At 66.3% G+C, this 17,238-nt stretch carries 17 protein-coding genes; 6 read left to right on the top strand and 11 right to left on the bottom strand.

The window, feature by feature from the left end; all coding sequences use genetic code 11:
- On the bottom strand, positions 1-786 hold the full coding sequence (locus tag AB7M35_RS11560) for an ABC transporter permease (protein WP_453959903.1): 786 nt from the start codon (positions 784-786) through the stop codon (positions 1-3).
- Positions 786-1,652, bottom strand: coding sequence for an ABC transporter permease (locus AB7M35_RS11555; RefSeq protein ID WP_453959900.1), 867 nt, complete (start codon positions 1,650-1,652; stop codon positions 786-788). Before AB7M35_RS11555 ends, AB7M35_RS11560 begins: the two co-directional genes overlap by 1 nt.
- A gap of 100 nt (positions 1,653-1,752) precedes the next feature.
- Between AB7M35_RS11555 and AB7M35_RS11550 the strand changes: the two genes are divergently transcribed.
- Positions 1,753-2,724, top strand: a complete 972-nt coding sequence (locus tag AB7M35_RS11550) for a LysR family transcriptional regulator (RefSeq protein WP_453959898.1) — start codon at positions 1,753-1,755, stop codon at positions 2,722-2,724.
- Positions 2,725-2,737: 13 nt separating this feature from the next.
- Here AB7M35_RS11550 and AB7M35_RS11545 read toward each other — a convergent pair whose 3' ends face one another.
- The 4 genes from AB7M35_RS11545 to AB7M35_RS11530 all read right to left on the bottom strand — a co-directional run bounded on the left by AB7M35_RS11545 (position 2,738) and on the right by AB7M35_RS11530 (position 5,983).
- The gene (locus tag AB7M35_RS11545; protein ID WP_453959896.1) at positions 2,738-3,337 is read right to left on the bottom strand and encodes a nuclear transport factor 2 family protein; all 600 of its coding nucleotides are present in this window, start codon (positions 3,335-3,337) and stop codon (positions 2,738-2,740) included.
- Positions 3,338-3,433: 96 nt separating this feature from the next.
- Complete coding sequence (locus AB7M35_RS11540; protein WP_453959894.1) at positions 3,434-3,997, bottom strand: NADPH-dependent FMN reductase; 564 nt, start codon at positions 3,995-3,997, stop codon at positions 3,434-3,436.
- A 94-nt stretch (positions 3,998-4,091) separates the two neighbouring features.
- Positions 4,092-5,069: a tripartite tricarboxylate transporter substrate binding protein gene (locus AB7M35_RS11535; protein ID WP_453959892.1), complete on the bottom strand. Its 978-nt coding sequence runs from the start codon at positions 5,067-5,069 to the stop codon at positions 4,092-4,094.
- A gap of 143 nt (positions 5,070-5,212) precedes the next feature.
- Positions 5,213-5,983 (bottom strand): IclR family transcriptional regulator, encoded by a 771-nt coding sequence (locus tag AB7M35_RS11530; RefSeq protein ID WP_453959890.1) that lies wholly within the window; start codon positions 5,981-5,983, stop codon positions 5,213-5,215.
- 130 nt (positions 5,984-6,113) lie between these two features.
- Here AB7M35_RS11530 and AB7M35_RS11525 point away from each other — a divergent pair, with 130 nt between their 5' ends.
- Both AB7M35_RS11525 and AB7M35_RS11520 read left to right on the top strand, forming a co-directional pair.
- The gene (locus AB7M35_RS11525) at positions 6,114-6,548 is read left to right on the top strand and encodes a tripartite tricarboxylate transporter TctB family protein (protein ID WP_453960711.1); all 435 of its coding nucleotides are present in this window, start codon (positions 6,114-6,116) and stop codon (positions 6,546-6,548) included.
- Positions 6,549-6,553: 5 nt separating this feature from the next.
- Positions 6,554-8,074 (top strand): tripartite tricarboxylate transporter permease, encoded by a 1,521-nt coding sequence (locus AB7M35_RS11520; protein WP_453959888.1) that lies wholly within the window; start codon positions 6,554-6,556, stop codon positions 8,072-8,074.
- Between the two features lie 100 nt (positions 8,075-8,174).
- On the opposite strand, the gene AB7M35_RS11515 is transcribed toward AB7M35_RS11520, so the two are convergent.
- From AB7M35_RS11515 to AB7M35_RS11495, 5 genes are all read right to left on the bottom strand, one after another.
- Positions 8,175-9,611 (bottom strand): aldehyde dehydrogenase family protein, encoded by a 1,437-nt coding sequence (locus AB7M35_RS11515; RefSeq protein ID WP_453959886.1) that lies wholly within the window; start codon positions 9,609-9,611, stop codon positions 8,175-8,177.
- Positions 9,612-9,745: 134 nt separating this feature from the next.
- Entirely contained in the window at positions 9,746-10,549 is an 804-nt protein-coding gene (locus AB7M35_RS11510; RefSeq protein ID WP_453959884.1) for an NAD-dependent epimerase/dehydratase family protein, read from the bottom strand.
- 153 nt (positions 10,550-10,702) lie between these two features.
- Positions 10,703-12,421: an L-arabinonate dehydratase gene (gene araD / locus AB7M35_RS11505; RefSeq protein ID WP_453959883.1), complete on the bottom strand. Its 1,719-nt coding sequence runs from the start codon at positions 12,419-12,421 to the stop codon at positions 10,703-10,705.
- Positions 12,418-13,221, bottom strand: coding sequence for an MBL fold metallo-hydrolase (locus AB7M35_RS11500; RefSeq protein WP_453959881.1), 804 nt, complete (start codon positions 13,219-13,221; stop codon positions 12,418-12,420). The genes araD and AB7M35_RS11500 overlap by 4 nt, the downstream gene beginning before the upstream one ends.
- A 15-nt stretch (positions 13,222-13,236) precedes the next feature.
- Positions 13,237-13,956 carry a ribonuclease activity regulator RraA gene (locus AB7M35_RS11495; RefSeq protein ID WP_453959880.1) on the bottom strand — a complete coding sequence of 240 codons (720 nt, stop codon included), beginning with the start codon at positions 13,954-13,956 and terminating at the stop codon, positions 13,237-13,239.
- 355 nt (positions 13,957-14,311) lie between these two features.
- Between AB7M35_RS11495 and AB7M35_RS11490 the strand changes: the two genes are divergently transcribed.
- The 3 genes from AB7M35_RS11490 (at position 14,312) to AB7M35_RS11480 (ending at position 17,195) form a co-directional block, all read left to right on the top strand.
- Positions 14,312-15,292, top strand: a complete 981-nt coding sequence (locus AB7M35_RS11490; RefSeq protein WP_453959877.1) for a C4-dicarboxylate TRAP transporter substrate-binding protein — start codon at positions 14,312-14,314, stop codon at positions 15,290-15,292.
- 113 nt (positions 15,293-15,405) lie between these two features.
- Positions 15,406-15,915: a TRAP transporter small permease gene (locus AB7M35_RS11485; protein ID WP_453959875.1), complete on the top strand. Its 510-nt coding sequence runs from the start codon at positions 15,406-15,408 to the stop codon at positions 15,913-15,915.
- Positions 15,915-17,195 (top strand): TRAP transporter large permease, encoded by a 1,281-nt coding sequence (locus tag AB7M35_RS11480; protein ID WP_453959873.1) that lies wholly within the window; start codon positions 15,915-15,917, stop codon positions 17,193-17,195. Before AB7M35_RS11485 ends, AB7M35_RS11480 begins: the two co-directional genes overlap by 1 nt.
- Positions 17,196-17,238 lie beyond the last annotated feature (43 nt).

Raw genomic sequence — 17,238 nt, 5'->3', positions numbered from 1 at the left:
TTATCCGCCGCGCCTGGAGGAGACGCGCCGGGCGATCGCCAGCCCCGAAAGCGGCAGTCCAACGGTCAGGAGGATCATCACCGTCCCGAGCGCGTTGATTTCGGGCGAGATGGAATTGCGCAGCATCGCGAAGATCTGGGTGGGCACGGTCTCCACGCCGCCCGGCTTCCAGAACAGCGTGCCGGTGATGTCGTCGAAGCTGATGGTGAAGGCGAACAGCATGCCGGCGAAAACAGCGGGCGCGAGCAGCGGCAGGGTGATCTGGAAGAACGCCTGCACCGGGCTGGCGCCCAGGCTCATGGCCGCCTCTTCCATGTCGCGGCGGATGCCGACGAGGCGCGCCTGGACCACCAGCACCACGAACGGCAGCGTGAAGATCACGTGCCCCATGAGAAGCAGCGGGAAGCTCTTCGGCAGCGAGAGGAAATTGAGGAACAGCAGCAGCGCCACCGCCAGCACCACCTCGGGGACGAGGATGGGGGCGATCAGGATCGTGGAGATCAGGTTGCTGCCGGGCAGCTTGTAGCGGACCAGCGCAAGCCCGGCGAGAACGCCCAGCGTGGTCGAGATCACCGCCGTCAGGGCGCCGAGGACGAGCGAGGTCTGGAAGGCGCGCAGGATGGCGTCGTTGTTGGCGAGTTCGACGAACCAGTGCAGGGACACCCCGGTCATCGGGAAGGCGCCGAACTGGCTGGCGTTGAAGCTGAGCAGCACCACCACGGCGACCGGCAGCAGCATGAAGAGGTAGACGAGGACCGTCCAGATGCGGATCAGCTGCCAGCCCATCAGCCGAGCCCCTTCATCAGCTGGGCCATGCCGAGGAAGTGGTTGTAGACCAGGACCAGCACGCCGAGCACGGCGAGCAGCATCAGCGACAGGGCGGAGCCGAGGGGCCAGTCGAGCTGGGTGATGATCGCCTCGAAGACGAGGTTGGCGAACATCGCGTCGGTCGGTCCGCCGAGCACCAGCGGCGTGATGTAGGTCCCGGCGGACAAGACGAAGCACAGTAGCCCGCCGGCGGCGAGGCCGGGCAGGGAGAGCGGCAGCGTGATCTCCAGGAAGCTGTTCCAGCGGGTGGCGCCGAGCGAGCAGGCGGCGTGCTCGAGCGTCTCGTCGATGCCTTCCAGGCTGACGAAGACATTGAGGATCATGAACGGCAGCAGGAAGTGGACGAGGCCGAGAATGACCGTCGTCTCATTGTAGAGCATCTGGACCGGCTCGTTGATGATGCCGAGCCAGATGAGCGCCGAGTTGACCGCACCGGAGACGCCGAGGATGTTGATCCAGGACATCGTGCGGATGATGTAGCTGATCCAGAAGGGCAGCATCAGGAGCAGGAGCAGCAGCGCCTTGTTGCTGCGCGACCGGGCGATGAAGTAGGCGGCCGGATATCCGACGAGGCCGCATACGACGGCGGTAATCGCGGCGATCTTCAGCGTGTGCAGGAGAATGTCGCGATAGAAGCGGTCGGAGAGCGCCTCGCGCCAGTTGTCGAGATAGAAGCCGACCTGATCGGCGCCTGTCGCCGTGCGCAGCCAGAACGAATAGACGACGATGAACAGCAGCGGCACGAACAGCAGCAGGGTGATCGCCGTCAGCGCCGGAGAGAGCAATATCCAGGGTTGGCGTGCCTCGCGGCTTTCAACCGACATTGACCGTGCGGCTCCCCCGTTCCCACCACAACCTTGACTTTGGCGAGCGCAGGGTCATTCCTCAAATAGATAATAGGTATCGTGACTATAGGGTCTGTCTATGGTGAATGATGAGCTTCCCCTGCAGCCAGCCGAACGATTGGTTCGCGAGCTCGACTGGAACCTGCTCAGAACGTTCATCGTGATGGCGGAATCGCGCTCGGTCACCGACGCGGCGGGCAAGCTCAGGCTGAGTCAGCCGTCGGCATCGACGGCGCTGAAGCGTCTGGAAACCCGGATCGGCAAGAAGCTCATCGATCGCTCGCCGGGACATTTCCGGCTGACCCGCGCCGGAGAACTGCTCTACCGGGAGGCGGTCGAGATCCAGGGCGCCATCTTTCGCCTCACCACGGCGGTGCGCGACGTCACCGACGAGGTGCAGGGGCACGTGAAGATTGCGCTGGCGAGCCACGTGGTGTGCCCGGTGTTCGATGAGGCCCTGGCGCAGTTCTATGCCGCCCACCCCAAGGCAACCGTCTCCATCGACGTTCATCCGAGCCACGAGGCGATCGCCGCGGTTACCGCGCGCAGCGCGTCGTTCGCGGTCTGCCTGGTTCGCGAGCGCAACCCGAAGCTCGAATACAGCCGCCTTTACCGCGAGTTCTTCGGGCTGTTCTGCGGTCCGCCGCATCCGCTGTTCGGCCGCACGGACCTGAAGCACGGCGACCTGGCCGGGCATTCGTCGGTGAGCTTCGAGACGGACCGGCTGCAGGATGTCCTGAAGCCGGTCACCTTGATGCGCGCCGAAGCGCAGCTCCGGGAGCGGGTGGTGGGAACGTCCAGCAATCTGGAGGAAGTCCGGCGCATGATCATCGCCGGCTTGGGCATCGGACCGCTGCCGGTGCACGTCGCGAAGGGCGATGTCAGGAACGGCGTGCTCTGGCACCTGCCACCCTACGACAAGATGCCGGAGATCGACGTGCACGTGGTGTGGAATCCGCGGGCGAACCTCAATCGGGCCGAGCAGACGATGCTGGCGGCCCTGCTCGCCCGGATCGAGGCGATGCCGATCGAGGAACGAACCTACGGCTGAGGGCGGCTGGAGCCTACAGCGGCTCCCCCGCCAGCCAGCTCCGGCCGCGCGCGTAGAGCTTGTGGACGGCGTCGCCCTTCAGGCCGGGCATATCGGGCTTCACCTTGAAGCCGAGGCGGGACTGCATGTAGGCGAGGTGCCGGTAGCCTTCCGGGAAGCGGCCGAGCAGATCCTGGTCGAGCTCGAGGCGACAGGCAGGGTCGACGGGATCGAGACGGTCCTTCTCGTAGATCGGCTGCCGCAGCACCACTCCCCATTTTCCATCGCGCTTCTCGATGAAGTCGTAGAAGCGCCCCGTGCAGACCACGTCGCACATGGCGCCATCGACGGAGCCGCGCTGGGAGATCGTCATCTTGGTCTGGGCAATCGCGCGTGCGCCGGCGAGGTCGATGGAGGTGCCGCCGAGGAAGTGGAGGATGTTCACCCCCTTCTCGAAGCCTTCGCGGCTCACCTTGATGAAGGCGTCGGCGTCGCCCTGGAACCAGGTGGCCATCATCACGCCGTCGTCGTGCCAGACGGTCCGGAAGCGCTCCCAGTCGCCGGCGTCCCGCCACACGGCCCAGTTTTCCACCAGATCGCGGATCGCAAGTCGGTCCAGGAGATCGTCGTTCATCATCGTGTCCTTCGAGGGCAGCAAAAGGGGCAGTGGCCCATCCCGCCCCCGAGGACGAGGGTGAAGGGAATGGGGCATGCTCTGCGAGTGTGAGACCTAGGCTCCGGCCATCCGCTCGACGAATGGAAGTAAGCCCGTCAGCTGGGCGGTGATGGCGTCGCGGGTGGGCGCGTCGGTGACGATGCCCTTGCTCTCGTCGACCTTCGATTTGGCGAAGCTCACGAACACTTCCGGCTTGTTGAAGACCTGGGCGTCCAGGAACACCATGATCTGGCGCAGGTGATACTGGCAGCGGGCGCCGCCGAGCATGCCGATGGCCGCCGACTGGAGGGCGACCGGCTTTCCGGCGAATGGCTGCTCGGGGAGCCGCGAGACCCAGTCGATGGCGTTCTTGAGCACGCCCGGCACGGAGTAGTTGTACTCCGGACTGACGATGATCACGCCGTCGGCCGCGCGGATCGCGTCACCCAGCGCCGAGACCGGCGCCGGCATGCCGGACGCCTGCAGGTCGGCGTCGTAGAGCGGAAACTCCGCGATCGACGGCGCATTGATGAAGTGCATGCCTGGCGGTGCGAGCTCGGGCAGGGTGTTGCAGATCATCCTGTTGAACGAGCCCGCACGCAGGCTGCCGCACACGACGAGGATCTCTTTCTGTGTCATGGCACCGATCGACTTTCCGGGTGAAAGGCCCGGGGACGTTGCGTGCCCGGGCCGTCAGGATCGTAGAGGCCGAGAAGACCTGCGGATGGACGCCCTAGCGCTGGGGAATGTCGGCGTTTGCCCGAACCTTGTTCCAGCGCTCGACGTCCGAAGCGATCTGATCTCCGAACTGCTCCGGCGTCGATCCCTCGATGATATATCCGGTCTCCAGCGCCTTCGAGCGGAGAGCGTCGTCGGCCAATGCCTCGCCGAGTGCGGTGTTGGCCTGGGCGATCACCTCTGCCGGCGTTCCGTCCGGAAACACGAGGCCGTACCAGGTCGAGACGTCGTAGTCGCCGTGTCCGGCTTCCGCCACGGTCCCGACGTCCGGCAGGCTCGGGTGCCGCTTCGCACTGGTAACCGCCAGCGCCTTGATGTCGCCGGCCTTGACCTGACCGACCACGGGAGCGAGCACCTCCACCAGCATGTCGACTTCGCCCGACAGGACGGCGGCCAGCGCCTCCGGCGTCTTCTGGTAGGGAATGTGAACCACGTCGATGCCCAGCGTCTCCGCGAGCAGCGCGCCGGCGAAATGCTGCGAGGAGCCGACGCCGACGCTGGCGAAGGTCAGCTCACCCGGCTTTTCCTTGGCAAGCGCCACCAGCTCGTCGAGGTTGCTGGCCGCGAAATCGGGACGGGACACGACGACAAGCGGCATGCGCGCCACGATGGACACCGCATCGTAGTCCGTCACCGGATCGTAAGGGAGCTCCTTGTACATGGCGGCCGCAACCGTGTGGCCATTCGCCATCATGTACATGGTGTAGCCGTCGGGATCGGCCTTCGCCGCGGCGTCCGCACCGATCGTCCCGCCGGCACCCGGCCGGTTGTCGATGACGACCGGCTGGCCGAGCGTCTTCGACAGGGGCTCCGCGACCATCCGCGACAGCGTGTCGGTGCCGCCCCCGGCGCCGTACGCCACGATCACGTGCACCGGCCGCTCCGGCCAGTCGGCGGCGGTCGCGGCTGCGGTTGCCAGCATCGCGGCGGCTCCGCCGGCCAGCAGAGCCCTGATGAATGTGTGAGCGGTCATGGCCAGTCTCCTCCCTCGGCTCTTTTCGAGCGTTTCATATTGTAAACTGTTCTGTTCAGTGAACAAAAGCATGGGCCGATTGGCCCGTCAAGCGGGCGGAAAGGGCCCGCTGCGGGCAACCGCATCGCCAAAGGGGCGTGGTTTCAGCGGTGGGAGGCGCGGTTCAGCACGGCTTCGGCCTGGGCGACGGCCTTGCGGATTTCCTGACGGATACGCATGCCGGTGCGCTGGTCGTAGCGGGCACTCGGGATCGCGACATTGATCGCGCCCACAACCGTCTCGCCCTGTCGGACCACCATGGCGAGGCCGACGATTCCAGGGGTGAACTCCTCGTCGACGGTCCCGAAACCCTCGCTGCGGATCCGTTCGAGATCGCGCGTCAGTCGTTCCACGGACTGGATGGTGTTGCGGGCGAACTGATCGAAACGCACCCGTCGCAGATAGTCGTCGAGCCACGCCTCGTCTTTCAGCGCCAGCATCGCCTTGCCCGAGGAAACCGCGTAGAGCGGCGCCAGATCACCGGTCTTCATGGTGAAGGAAAGCGAGTGCTGGCCGGAGTGGGTGAGCACCACTTCCGCGTCGTCGCCCAGCTGCCGGTTGAACCCGCATGTCTCGTTGATGGAGTGGCACAGGCCTTCGATGACCGGTCCCATCAGCTTGCCGAGATGCGCGCCGGTGTCCGGGCCGCGGGCCAGTTCGGCGACCTTCGGGCCGATCCTGTAGCCATCTTCGCCCGCTGCAACATAGCCCCGTTCCGTCAGCGTGGCGATCAGGTGGAACAGGCTGCTTTTGGGAATGCCCAGCGCGGCCGCGATCGTCGCCGCCGGGGTCGGGTTGGGTGAAACGGCCAGATATTCCAGCAGGTCCAGGGTCCGGTCGGCTGACTTGACTTTGCGAACGGAGGCGGGTCTCATAATGTCAATCCGATTACATATGTAAACAACACACTTAGCACGCCCGGGGAACTGCGCAAGCCGACAACGGCGCCCGGCCGTCCAAAGATCGGACAGGGGAGAGACGGGCTTGCGAGGGTTGCGTGTGTCAATGCCCGTCGGGCTCGCCGCCGGCGCTGTCGTCTTCGTCGGTCTGGTGGGGATGTGGGAGGCCTCGGGATACGAATTCGGTTCGCTCCGCCAGTTCGGGCCCGCAGTGTTTCCCTTCGCGCTCTCCGCCCTCCTTCTTCTTTCGGGGCTTGGCATTCTGCTGGAAGGGAGTCCGGCGGGTGAGGAGCCCTTCCGACTGTCCATGCCGCGCGGGGTCGTCTTTCTCACCATCCTGGCCGGGCCGATCGCGTTCGCGCTGACGGTCGGCACACTCGGCCTGGTGCCGGCGATCTTCGCATGCGTGCTGATCTCCGTGCTTGCAGAACGCAGCCTGTCGCTCCTCAAGGCGCTCCTGCTCGGCGCCGTGCTCGCCGCCGGATGCACGATGGTCTTCGTGGTGTTCCTCAATCTTCCGCTTCGACCGTTCGTCTGGTGAGCCCGGTGGATCTCGTCGCCAACCTCAGCCTCGGCTTCAGCGTTGCCCTGACCGCTTCGGCGCTGTCCTACTGCGCCATCGGGATCACCCTCGGCATCATGATCGGCGTGCTTCCGGGCATCGGACCTCTCGCTACCGTGGGCATGCTGCTGCCGCTGACGTTCTACGCGCCGCCGACCGAGGCGATCATCATGCTCGCCGGCATCTACTACGGGTCGATGTACGGCGGCTCCACGGCGGCAATCCTCCTGAACCTCCCGGGAACGGCCGGAGCCGCCGTCACCTGTCTCGACGGCCATCCGATGGCGCAGCAGGGTAGGGCCGGCGTCGCGCTGTTCGCCACCACCCTGTCCTCGTTCTTCGGCGGCATGGTGGGTATCCTCATCCTTGCCGGTTTCGCTCCGCTGCTTGCGGCGATCGCCCTCAACTTCGGCTCGCCCGAATACTTCGCACTGATGTGCCTGGGTCTGCTGGCCGCCGCGCTTGCCGGCGACGGCTCGCCGAGCCGGGCATTCGCGATGATCATCTTCGGGCTGATGATCGGCTGTGTCGGCACCGACGTGAACAGCGGCGTCCGCCGCTACATCTTCGGCTTCAACCACCTGAGCGACGGCGTGAACCTGGTGGTTGTCACCACCGGCCTGTTCGGCATCGCCGAGGTGATCGCCAACGCCGGCCGTCTGAACCGCAGCAGGATCAGCAACCTGGATCTTCGCTGGCGGGCGCTGTTGCCGACGCGGGAGGACTGGCGGCGCTCGATGTTGCCGGCATTGCGCGGCACGTCGATCGGCGCGGCGCTCGGTATCCTGCCCGGCACCGGCGCGGCGCTTTCCACCTTCGTTGCCTATGCCTGCGAGCGCCGCGTCTCAAGGCACCCCGAACGGTTCGGCAAAGGGGCGATCGAGGGCGTCGTCGCGCCCGAATCCGCCAACAACGCGGCGGCTCAGACGGCGTTCATTCCCACCCTCAGCCTCGGCATTCCGGGGGATGCCATCGTCGCGATCATGCTGGGCGCGCTCATCATCCACGGCGTGGTGCCAGGACCCCGGCTGATTGCCGACAACCCGGAGCTGTTCTGGGGCCTCACGGTCAGCTTCCTGATCGGGAACGTGCTGCTCTTGATGCTCAACCTGCCGCTGATCGGGCTGTGGGTGCGCATTCTGCGGATCCCCTACGGCATCCTCTATCCGGCGATCCTCGTGTTCATCTGCGTCGGCGTCTATTCGATCAGCAATTCCTACTTCGACGTGCTGCTGGCGGTCGTCTTCGGCGCCATTGGCTACGGGATGCGGCTCACCCAGTTTCCGACAGCGCCGCTGCTGCTCGGCCTGGTCCTGGGACCGCTGCTCGAGCAGAACCTCCGGCGTTCGATGATGCTGTCGCGCGGCGATCCGATGATCTTCATCGAGCGGCCGATCTCCGGCGCAATTCTCGCCTGCGCCGCCCTCCTGGTGGTGATGTTCGTGCTCAGCGGGGTGCGCAGGCGCCGCCGCGCACGGCAGGCCGCGGCCGTCTCTGCGTCCTGACGTCTGGCGGTTGCCCAGCCACTGGAAAAGTGGCCACACGGGCGCGTGGCCGGCTACTGCTGCGGCTGCCAGGTCGACAGCGGACGGGGAAGGGGCCGGCTCAGGCCAGCGTGTAGGCCGTCTTCACGGTCGTGTAGAATTCCTGCGCATACCGCCCCTGTTCGCGGGGTCCGTAGCTGGATCCCTTGCGACCGCCAAACGGTACGTGGAAGTCGACGCCGGCGGTGGGCAGGTTGACCATCACCATGCCGGCCTCGGAGTTCCGCTTGAAGTGGGTGGCGTGCTTGAGGCTCGTCGTGCAGATGCCGGCCGACAGTCCGAACGGCGTGTCGTTGGCGACGTTCAGCGCCTCCTCGTAGTCCTTCACCCGGATGACGCTGGCCACCGGGCCGAAGATCTCCTCGCGCGAGGTGCGCATGGCGTTGGTCGCCTCTGTGAACAGCGCCGGCTGCAGATAGAACCCCGGCGTCTCGCGATTCAGCCGCTCGCCGCCGAAAACGAGGTTGGCGCCATCCTCGTCGCGGCCGATGGCGAGATAGCGTTCGTCCTGTTCCAGCTGGGAGGCGTCCACGACGGGGCCGATATGGGTGCCCTCCTTCAGGGCGTCGTCCACGGAGAGGCCCTTCAGCCGCGCCACCACGGCATCGACGAAGCGATCGTGGATGCCTTCCGTCACGATCAGGCGCGACGAGGCGGTGCAGCGCTGGCCGGTTGAAAAAAAGGCGCCGTTCACGCACGCCTCGACGGCGGTGCCGAGATCGGCGTCGTCGAGAACCACCATCGGGTTCTTGCCGCCCATCTCCAGCTGGACCTTGCGCATGTGCTCGGCGCACGCGGCGGCCACGCGCTTGCCGGTCGCCACGGATCCGGTGAACGAGATCGCGTTTACGTCGGGGTTGTCTAGCATCGCCTGGCCGACCACCGAGCCCTTGCCCATGACGAGATTGAGGACGCCGTCGGGAAGCCCCGCGCGCTTCAGGATGTCGACCAGTTCCCAGGCGCATCCCGGGGTCAGCTCGGCTGGTTTCAGGACGACCGTATTGCCGTGACAGAGCGCGGGAGCGAGTTTCCAGGCGGGGATGGCGATCGGGAAGTTCCACGGCGTGATCAGGCCGACGACGCCGACCGGCTCGCGGGTCATCTCCACGCCTACACCCGGGCGGACCGACGGCACGGTCTCGCCGGTCAGCCGCAGGGCTTCGCCGGCGAAGAACTCGAACACCTGTCCGGCGCGCCCGGCCTCGCCGATGCCCTCGGCGAGCGTCTTGCCCTCCTCGCGCGACAGCAGTCGTCCGAGCTCTTCCTTGCGGGCGAAGATTTCGTCGGCTGCCTTGCGCAGGATGGCGTGGCGCTCCAGGAGACCGGAGCGCGACCAGCCGGGGAAGGCCGCCTTGGCGGCGGCGATCGCGGCGTTGGCGTTGGCAGCGGTCCCGCGTGCATAGGTCCCCACCACGTCATCGGTGTTGGAGGGGTTGATGTTGGGTACGGCGTCGCCACCAACCCATGCTCCGCCGATCAGGTTCTCGCGCAGTGGCATCTTTCTTTCCTCTCCTCGTCCGTGCATGAGTTTCGGCCGACCGGGGTGCTTCGGGCCCGTACAAGCACTTCGCACAGGGCCGCCACGTGAGCTGCAGGCCCGCCCGCCGGGCCAGGCGCTTGGATGCGGGCCGCTCAGGCGTCGTCGTCGGGGTGTCCGAGGGTGACGAACGCGCCACCCTGGTAGATCACGGCCGCGTCCGTCGGCGCTTCGGGGGCGGCTGTCGCCACAACCTCTGCGCGCCATGTAGCCGACGTGTGCTTCGGCGTCCAGCCGAGGAAGCCGGCGCGGGTGTTGTCCCACCAGCTCTCGTCGTTGGCGGAAGCGCCGTAGACGATGGTGTAGCCGAGCCGCGGCGCCGCGAACGCACGCTGCACAAGGTCGAAGAAGTCTTCGACCGCGAGCCAGGTCGCCAGCATCCGGGGATTCTGAGGTTTGTCGACGCAGGAGCCGATGCGCACGGCAAGACACTCCTGGCCGAACTTGTCGAAATAGAACGAGGCGAGGGACTCGCCGAACGCCTTCGAGACGCCGTAGAGCGTGTCCGGCTTCGGCAATGCCAGGTTGTCCAGGCGTTCGTCGCGCCGGTAAAAGCCGACCACATGGTTCGAGCTTGCGAAGATGATGCGCGGCTGTCCGCTGTGCCGGGCCGCCTCGAAAACGTTGTAGCAGCCGGCCACGTTGGCGCTGAGGATCAGCTCCCACGGGCGCTCCACTGAAATTCCGCCGAGGTGGATGACGCCATCGACGCCGTCGAACAGGCCTTCGACCGCTGCGGCGTCGCCCAGATCGCATGCGCGGAACGTCTCGTGGTCCGCGAGATCCGAAATCGCCGTGACGTCCGACAGGACGACCGAGCGTGCGAGGTCGGGAAGCAGCGGCCGGAGCCGCGTCCCGAGCCCACCAGCGGCGCCGGTCAACAGGAGTTTGTCGAGCATCAGCGGGTTCCCTCCATTCAACAGCAGGCGAGGGGAAGGTATCGCGGTGGCGTGGTCATTATCGTCTCCTCGGCCCTGCGGCAGCCGGCCCTGCGGCCGACGACCAGGTGCGCGACGCCGGGCGGTCTGCGCGGTCCGATGCCAAGAATGCTTCTAGTGGATCTCCGGTTCGGGCACGCCTCCGGAGCCGACGAGGAAATCGAAGTCGCAGCCGTCATGGGCCTGGCCGATGTGGCGCGCGAACATGTGGTTGTAGCCGCGCGGCACGTCGCGCGGCGGCGGCGACCACGTGGTCAGCCGCTCGGCGATCTCCGCGTCGCTCAACCGCACCTGAAGGCTGCGAGCGTCCACGTCGATGGCGATGATGTCGCCGGTCCGAACAGCGGCCAGCGGCCCGCCGATATACGCCTCGGGCGAGACGTGCAGCACGCAGGCGCCGTAGCTGGTGCCGCTCATCCGCGCGTCGGAAATGCGCAGCATGTCGCGCACGCCCTGCTTCAGGAGTTTCTTCGGGATCGGCAGCATCCCCCATTCCGGCATGCCGGGTCCGCCGACCGGCCCGGCATTCTGCAGGATGAGCACCGTATCTGCCGTTACGTCGAGATCCTCGCGGTCGATCATCGCCGACATTTCGTTGTAGTCGCGGAAGACCAGCGCCGGCCCTTCGTGCTTGAGGAGGCGCGGGTCGGCAGCCGACGGCTTCATCACGCAGCCATTCGGCGCAAGGTTGCCGTAGAGCACCGCCGTTCCGCCCGAAGCCGAAACGGGTCTGTCGAGGGGCCGGATGACGTCGTCGTCGTAGACCTCGGCGGTGGCGATGGTCTCGCCCAGGGTGCGGCCGCTGACGGTCGCCGCAGAGAGGTCGAGCTTGTCTCGGAGCGTGCCGAGCAGCGCGGTGAGGCCGCCGGCGTAATAGAAGTCCTCCATCAGGTACTGGCCCGACGGCTGGACGTTTGCGGTGACGGGCACGTCCCGGGAAAACCGGTCGACGTCCTTGAGGTCGAGCGGCACGCCGGCGCGGCGCGCGAGCGCCACCAGATGGATGAGGGCGTTGGTGGAGCCCCCCATCGCCATCTGCGCGACGAGCGCATTCTCGAACGAGGCGCGGGTGAGAATCCGGGACGGCTTGCGGTCCGCCCAGATCATCTCCACGGCCATGCGGCCGCACGCCGAGGCCATGCGGGGATGGCCCGCGTCCGGCGCAGGGATCGAGCTGGCGCCGGGTAGGGTGAAGCCGAGCACCTCGGCGAGTGCCGTCAGCGTCGATGCGGTCCCCATGGTCATGCAGTGACCGTGGGAGCGAGCGATGCCGGCCTCCATCTCCTTCCAGGTCTCCTCGGAGATGTTGCCGGCGGTCTTCTCCGCCCAGTATTTCCAGACGTCGGATCCGCTGCCCAGCGCCTTGCCCTGCCAGTTGCCGCGCAGCATCGGTCCAGCCGGCAGGAAGATCGACGGCAGGTCCATGGAGATGGCACCCATCAGCAGACCCGGCGTGGTCTTGTCGCAGCCGCCCATCAGCACCGCGCCGTCGACCGGGTGCGAGCGCAGGAGTTCCTCCGTCTCGATCGCCAGCAGGTTGCGGTAGAGCATGGTGGTCGGCTTGACGAAGGGCTCCGCCAGCGACAGCGCCGGCAGCTCCACCGGGAAGCCGCCGGCCTGGATCACGCCGCGCTTCACGTCCTCCACCCGCTCGGCAAAGTGAGCGTGGCAGGAGTTGATGCCGCTCCACGTGTTGACGATGGCGACGATCGGCTTCCCGACGAACTCTTCGTGGCTGTAGCCCATCTGCAGCATCCGCGAGCGGTGCCCGAAGGCGCGCAGGTCCTGGGCTCCGAACCAGCGGTGGCTGCGGAGATCCTCCTTGGTCTTCACTGATGGCTCTCCGGTTCGGGCGATGGCCCGGAAAGAGTGTGGACGTACGCCTCGCCAACACGCGGCAGGCGGTACTTGTCGGCGATGTCGAGAATGGCCAGAGAGGCCCGGAAGAGGTGCGGCGGGCAGCTGTTGTCGATGAACATGTCGTGGTGGCAGGGCAGGGCCACCTGCGGATCGATGTCACGCACCAGCTCGGCCGCTTCAAAGTGGCTGAGGTTGCCGTAGCCGCCGTTGATGCAGACGATCATCACGTCCGGCGCGTGGACCTTCGCTGCGCGCAGCAGCGGGGAGGGGGCCGTGTCGCCCGTGATGTAGACCCGCGGGCCACCGGCGACGTCGAGCACGAAGCCCATGTGATTGAGGTCGGTGGCGTCGGTCGGCAGCGCGAACGTGCCGGTGATGGTGACGTCGCCGACGGTAAACGCCTGCTTGGGATAGGTCAGCATCCGCTCGTCGGCGGGAACACCGGATTCGGCAAACACCTCAAGCGCCTGGGCCGGTCCGGCGAACCGGCGTGTTCCGGCCCGTCGGCTGCCGGCGATGGTTTCCGGACAGGCATGGTCGGCGTGGCTGTGGGTGCAGAGATAGAGGTCGACCAGCAGCTCGTCCGGCGGCATCGGCAATGGGACCTGTCGGGACGTGTCCAGGCCGGGACGCATGCCGTTGATGCGGTCCGACAGATAGGGGTCGATGGCGATCACCGTCCCGCCAGGCGACTTCACGAGGTAACCGCTCTGGCCGAGGGGCCAGAGCGCGACGCCGTCGGCCGGCACCGAAAGCGCGGCGAGCTCTTTCATCAAAGGGCTCATCCGCTATCGCCCGTTGTCCGTGCGCCAGGAGGCAAACCGCTCCCGGTTGGCCGGGTCGGTTGGCGGATAGAGGCCGACGATGGTGTGTCCGGCGCCCACCCGCTCGGCGACGAAGTCCTCGAAGGCGGTCATTTCGTGGGCTTCGTCGGCGATCTCGTTGGCGAGGTGTGCGGGGATGACAACGACCCCTTCGTCGTCGCCCACGATGATGTCGCCCGGGTAGACGGCAACTCCGCCGCAGGCAATCGGCAGGTTCAGGTCGATGGCGTGGTGGCGGATCAGGTTAGTCGGCGCGGAGGGGCGGGTGTGAAAGGCGGGAAAGTCGAGGCCGGCGATGTCGGGCGTGTCCCGGAACCCACCGTCGGTCACGATGCCGGCTGCACCCCGCACCATGAGGCGCGTGACCAGGATGCCACCGGCAGACGCGGCATCCGCGTCGCCACGTGCGTCGATCACCATCACGTGGCCGGGCGGGCAGCTCTCGATACCGACCCGTTGCGGGTGGCCCGGATCCAGGAAGGCGTCCAGCGTGTCGAGGTCCTCGCGCGCCGGGATGTAGCGAAGCGTGTAGGCCTCGCCGACCATCTGGCGGCCCGATGCGATCCGCCGCGGCCCCTGCAGGAACGTGTTGCGGAAGCCGCGTTTCAGGAGAGCCGTCGTGAGCGTCGCCGTGCTGACGTGATGGAGCCGCTCGCGGGCATCCGCACTGATCCGAGTGCTCATGCTCCAGAACTCCGCGGTCCGTTCGAGGGGCCATGGTCAGCGTGCGTGATCAGCCGAGTGCGGGGGCGGCGCGGTTCAGCGGCGGTCATCGTGTTTCCTTCCCTTCGCCTCTTCGGCGAGGCTGTGCCTGATTGCCAGCGCGCGGTGCAGGAGGATGGCGCCCCAATCTGGAGACGAAACCACCTTGACGCGAGCCAGAACTAAAATATTAATATACCTGACTGGAACGTCAACCGGGATCGCGCCTGCCGTCGTTCAGGGGGCGTCGTCATCGGAACAAAGAACGTGGCCGTGAAGCCGCGGGCCATCGGCGGAGCCGAACCGGCCGGATGACCTGTCAGGGGAGAAACGACAGATGCTGAAATCTCGAGTCATTTTCGGAGCAATGCTTGCCGGCCTTGCTCTTTCGCCCGTTCACGTGTTCGCGGCCGACTACACCCTCCGGCTCGGTACGGTGCTCGCTCCCGGCGACCCTCTGGTTGTCGGCGCCGAGGCGATGAAGAAGGCGGTCGCCGAGCGGACCGACGGGAAGGTCGAGATCCAGATCTTCCCGAGCTCGCAGCTGGGCGACACCCAGGACATGATGGATCAGGCACAGGCTGGCGCGAACGTCGGGACGTTCGTGGAGGCTTCGCGCCTGTCGGTCTATGTGCCCCAGTTCGATGTGCTCGTGGCGCCTTACGTGTTCGACAGCGTCGATCAGCTGGCCGAACTGGTCGAGACGCCGACCTACAAGAACTGGAACAAGCAGCTGGAGGAAAAGACAGGCCTCACGCTGCTGTCGTTCAACTGGTACCAGGGCGCCCGCAACCTGCTCACCAAGAAGCCGGTCAGCGGCCCTGATGACCTCAAGGGCGTGCGGGTGCGCACCATCGGCCAGCCGCTCTGGATCAAGACCATCGGCGCAATGGGCGCGGTGCCGACCCCGCTCGCCTGGGCGGAGGTCTATCCCTCGCTCCAAACCGGGGTGATCGACGGCGCGGAAGCCCAGCCGTCGGCCATTCGCGGCGCGAAGCTCTATGAGGTCGTCAGCGACGTGACCGTCACCGAACACATCTACCTGATGAGCGGATTGATCGTCAGCGCCAAGTGGCTGAATTCACTTCCCGACGACCTTCGGACGATCGTCGAGGAGGAGGCCGAAAAGGCCGGTGCCGGCGTCCTCAAGGCCAACGTCGAGCAGGCCGACGAGATCTTTGCCGAAATCGAGAAGGCGGGCGTTACGGTGCATCGCATCGACACGACGCCGTTCCGCGATGCGGTGGAGCCGGTGTACCAGGAACTCGGCCTGACCGACATGATCAAGGAAGCCCGCGGCGCCATCGGCGCCAAATAGGGCCGCTTCCTTCCGATCCCGCGCGGCCTCGATCGCGCGGGATCCCCGGGGCGCCGCCGCGGGCGGGCGTCTCAGGCGCTTCATGACGCAACCCGATCGGCATCGGCGTGACAATGACATCCCTCCTTTCGACTGCGATGATCTGGCTGCGCCGCGTCGAGCGCGCGGTGGCCATGGCTCTCCTCTGCGGCGTGTTCCTCGTCGTCTTTCTGGCCACCATCGGCCGCTACCTCGGCACCCCGGTGATCTGGTCGATCGAGGCCAGCCAGGCCATGTTCGTCTGGCTCTGCCTGCTTGCCGGCGACATCACGCTGCAGAATTTCGGGCATTTCAGCGTGCCCCTGATCGCCGATACGCTGTCGCGTCCGGCCCGGCGTGTGCTCGAGACCTTCAACGCGGTGGTCGTGCTGGGGCTGCTCTGCCTGCTCGCATGGTACGGCCTCACCTTTGCGAAGATCAGTGGAGGGCGGCCGCTGCCGATGCTCGGGGTCAGCGAGGGCATCGCCACCGCGGCGCTTCCGGTCGGCTTCGCGCTGATGGCCATCACGACCATCGAGCAGTTGGTCCGGCGGTGGCGCAAGATCGGTTACGACGACGCGCACCTTGCCCGGGATGTCATGTGATGCTGTGGCTGATCGGCGCCATCTTTCTGGTCCTCCTCCTTCTCAATTTTCCCGTAGCCTTCGCCCTGGCGATAGCGTCTCTCCCGATCTTCCTGGTCAGCGACTACATGCCGCCGACGGTCGCTCTGCAGCGCATGTACGGGGCAAGCCTCTCCTATCCGCTGCTGGCGGTGCCGTTCTTCATCCTCGCCGGCAACCTGATGAACACGACGGGCATCACCGAGCGGTTGATGCGGTTCGCGCGACTGCTCACCGGCTGGATGGTCGGCGGTCTGGCCCAGGTCGCGATCGTTTTGTCGGCCCTGATGGGCGGCATTTCCGGTGCGGCGGTCGCCGACGCGGCGATGGAAGCGCGACTGCTCGGGCCGACGATGCTGGAGCGCGGCTATTCGAAGGGGTTCAGCGCCAGCGTGATCGCGTTCTCGTCGGTGATCACGGCGACCATCCCGCCGAGCATCGGCTTGATCCTGTTCGGCTTCGTGAACGAGGTCTCCATCGGCCGTCTGCTGCTCGGCGGCGTCATTCCCGGCATCCTGATGACCGCAACGCTGATGGCGGTGACGCGCTACGTCGCGGGTCGCAACGGCTACACACCGGAACTGAAGGAACGGCCAACCTTCCGCCAAGTCGCCGGAGGATTCCGGGAATGCTTCTGGGCCCTGATGTTCCCGATCTTCCTGCTGGCGGGCTTCCGGTTCGGCTTTTTCACCGCGACGGAGGCCGGAACGATCGTCGTCGCCTATGCGCTCATAGTCGGCGTCGCGATCTACCGGGAGATGACCTGGAAGACGTTCGTACTGGCGTTGCACCACTCGGTGATCGACATCGGCATGGTGATGCTGATCATCATCCTGTCGGCCGTGGTGGGGCACGCCTTCATCATCGAGCAGGCGCCGCAGGGCATCACCAACTCGCTCGCGTCCATCCATTCCAGCCCGTACGCGACCCTGCTGATCGTGCTGGGCATCCTGTTCGTCGCCGGGATGATCATGGAGGCGACGGTGAACGTCCTGCTGCTGACGCCGCTGTTGCTGCCGGCGCTGACGGCACAGGGATTCGACCCGGTTCACGTCGGCGTCGTGATGACGATCCTGATCACCTTCGGTGGCAACACGCCCCCCATCGGCGTCATAATGTACACGGTGTGCGGGATCATGAAGGTCAGCTTCGGACAGTTCATCCGCGCCTCCTACCCGTTCATCATCGCGATGGTTGTCCTGTTCATCGTACTCGGACTGTTTCCCGCAACCGTGCTGTTCCTCCCCAACCACATGATGTGAGGGGGCGGGGAAGCCTGCAGGACCGAGGTGGTGAACCCGCCGG

It is taken from the genome of Amorphus suaedae, assembly GCF_053629675.1.
Note: the sequence above shows the minus strand (reverse complement) of the source record. Positions and strands in the feature narration are given on the sequence as shown.

Coding starts and splice junctions, on each gene's coding strand:
- AB7M35_RS11560 (WP_453959903.1), bottom strand. CDS start 786: ATGGGCTGGCAGCTGATCCGCATCTGGACGGTCCTCGTCTACCTCTTC.
- AB7M35_RS11555 (WP_453959900.1), bottom strand. CDS start 1,652: ATGTCGGTTGAAAGCCGCGAGGCACGCCAACCCTGGATATTGCTCTCT.
- AB7M35_RS11550 (WP_453959898.1), top strand. CDS start 1,753: ATGGTGAATGATGAGCTTCCCCTGCAGCCAGCCGAACGATTGGTTCGC.
- AB7M35_RS11545 (WP_453959896.1), bottom strand. CDS start 3,337: ATGAACGACGATCTCCTGGACCGACTTGCGATCCGCGATCTGGTGGAA.
- AB7M35_RS11540 (WP_453959894.1), bottom strand. CDS start 3,997: ATGACACAGAAAGAGATCCTCGTCGTGTGCGGCAGCCTGCGTGCGGGC.
- AB7M35_RS11535 (WP_453959892.1), bottom strand. CDS start 5,069: ATGACCGCTCACACATTCATCAGGGCTCTGCTGGCCGGCGGAGCCGCC.
- AB7M35_RS11530 (WP_453959890.1), bottom strand. CDS start 5,983: ATGAGACCCGCCTCCGTTCGCAAAGTCAAGTCAGCCGACCGGACCCTG.
- AB7M35_RS11525 (WP_453960711.1), top strand. CDS start 6,114: ATGCCCGTCGGGCTCGCCGCCGGCGCTGTCGTCTTCGTCGGTCTGGTG.
- AB7M35_RS11515 (WP_453959886.1), bottom strand. CDS start 9,611: ATGCCACTGCGCGAGAACCTGATCGGCGGAGCATGGGTTGGTGGCGAC.
- AB7M35_RS11510 (WP_453959884.1), bottom strand. CDS start 10,549: ATGCTCGACAAACTCCTGTTGACCGGCGCCGCTGGTGGGCTCGGGACG.
- AB7M35_RS11500 (WP_453959881.1), bottom strand. CDS start 13,221: ATGAAAGAGCTCGCCGCGCTTTCGGTGCCGGCCGACGGCGTCGCGCTC.
- AB7M35_RS11495 (WP_453959880.1), bottom strand. CDS start 13,956: ATGAGCACTCGGATCAGTGCGGATGCCCGCGAGCGGCTCCATCACGTC.
- AB7M35_RS11490 (WP_453959877.1), top strand. CDS start 14,312: ATGCTGAAATCTCGAGTCATTTTCGGAGCAATGCTTGCCGGCCTTGCT.
- AB7M35_RS11485 (WP_453959875.1), top strand. CDS start 15,406: ATGACATCCCTCCTTTCGACTGCGATGATCTGGCTGCGCCGCGTCGAG.
- AB7M35_RS11480 (WP_453959873.1), top strand. CDS start 15,915: ATGCTGTGGCTGATCGGCGCCATCTTTCTGGTCCTCCTCCTTCTCAAT.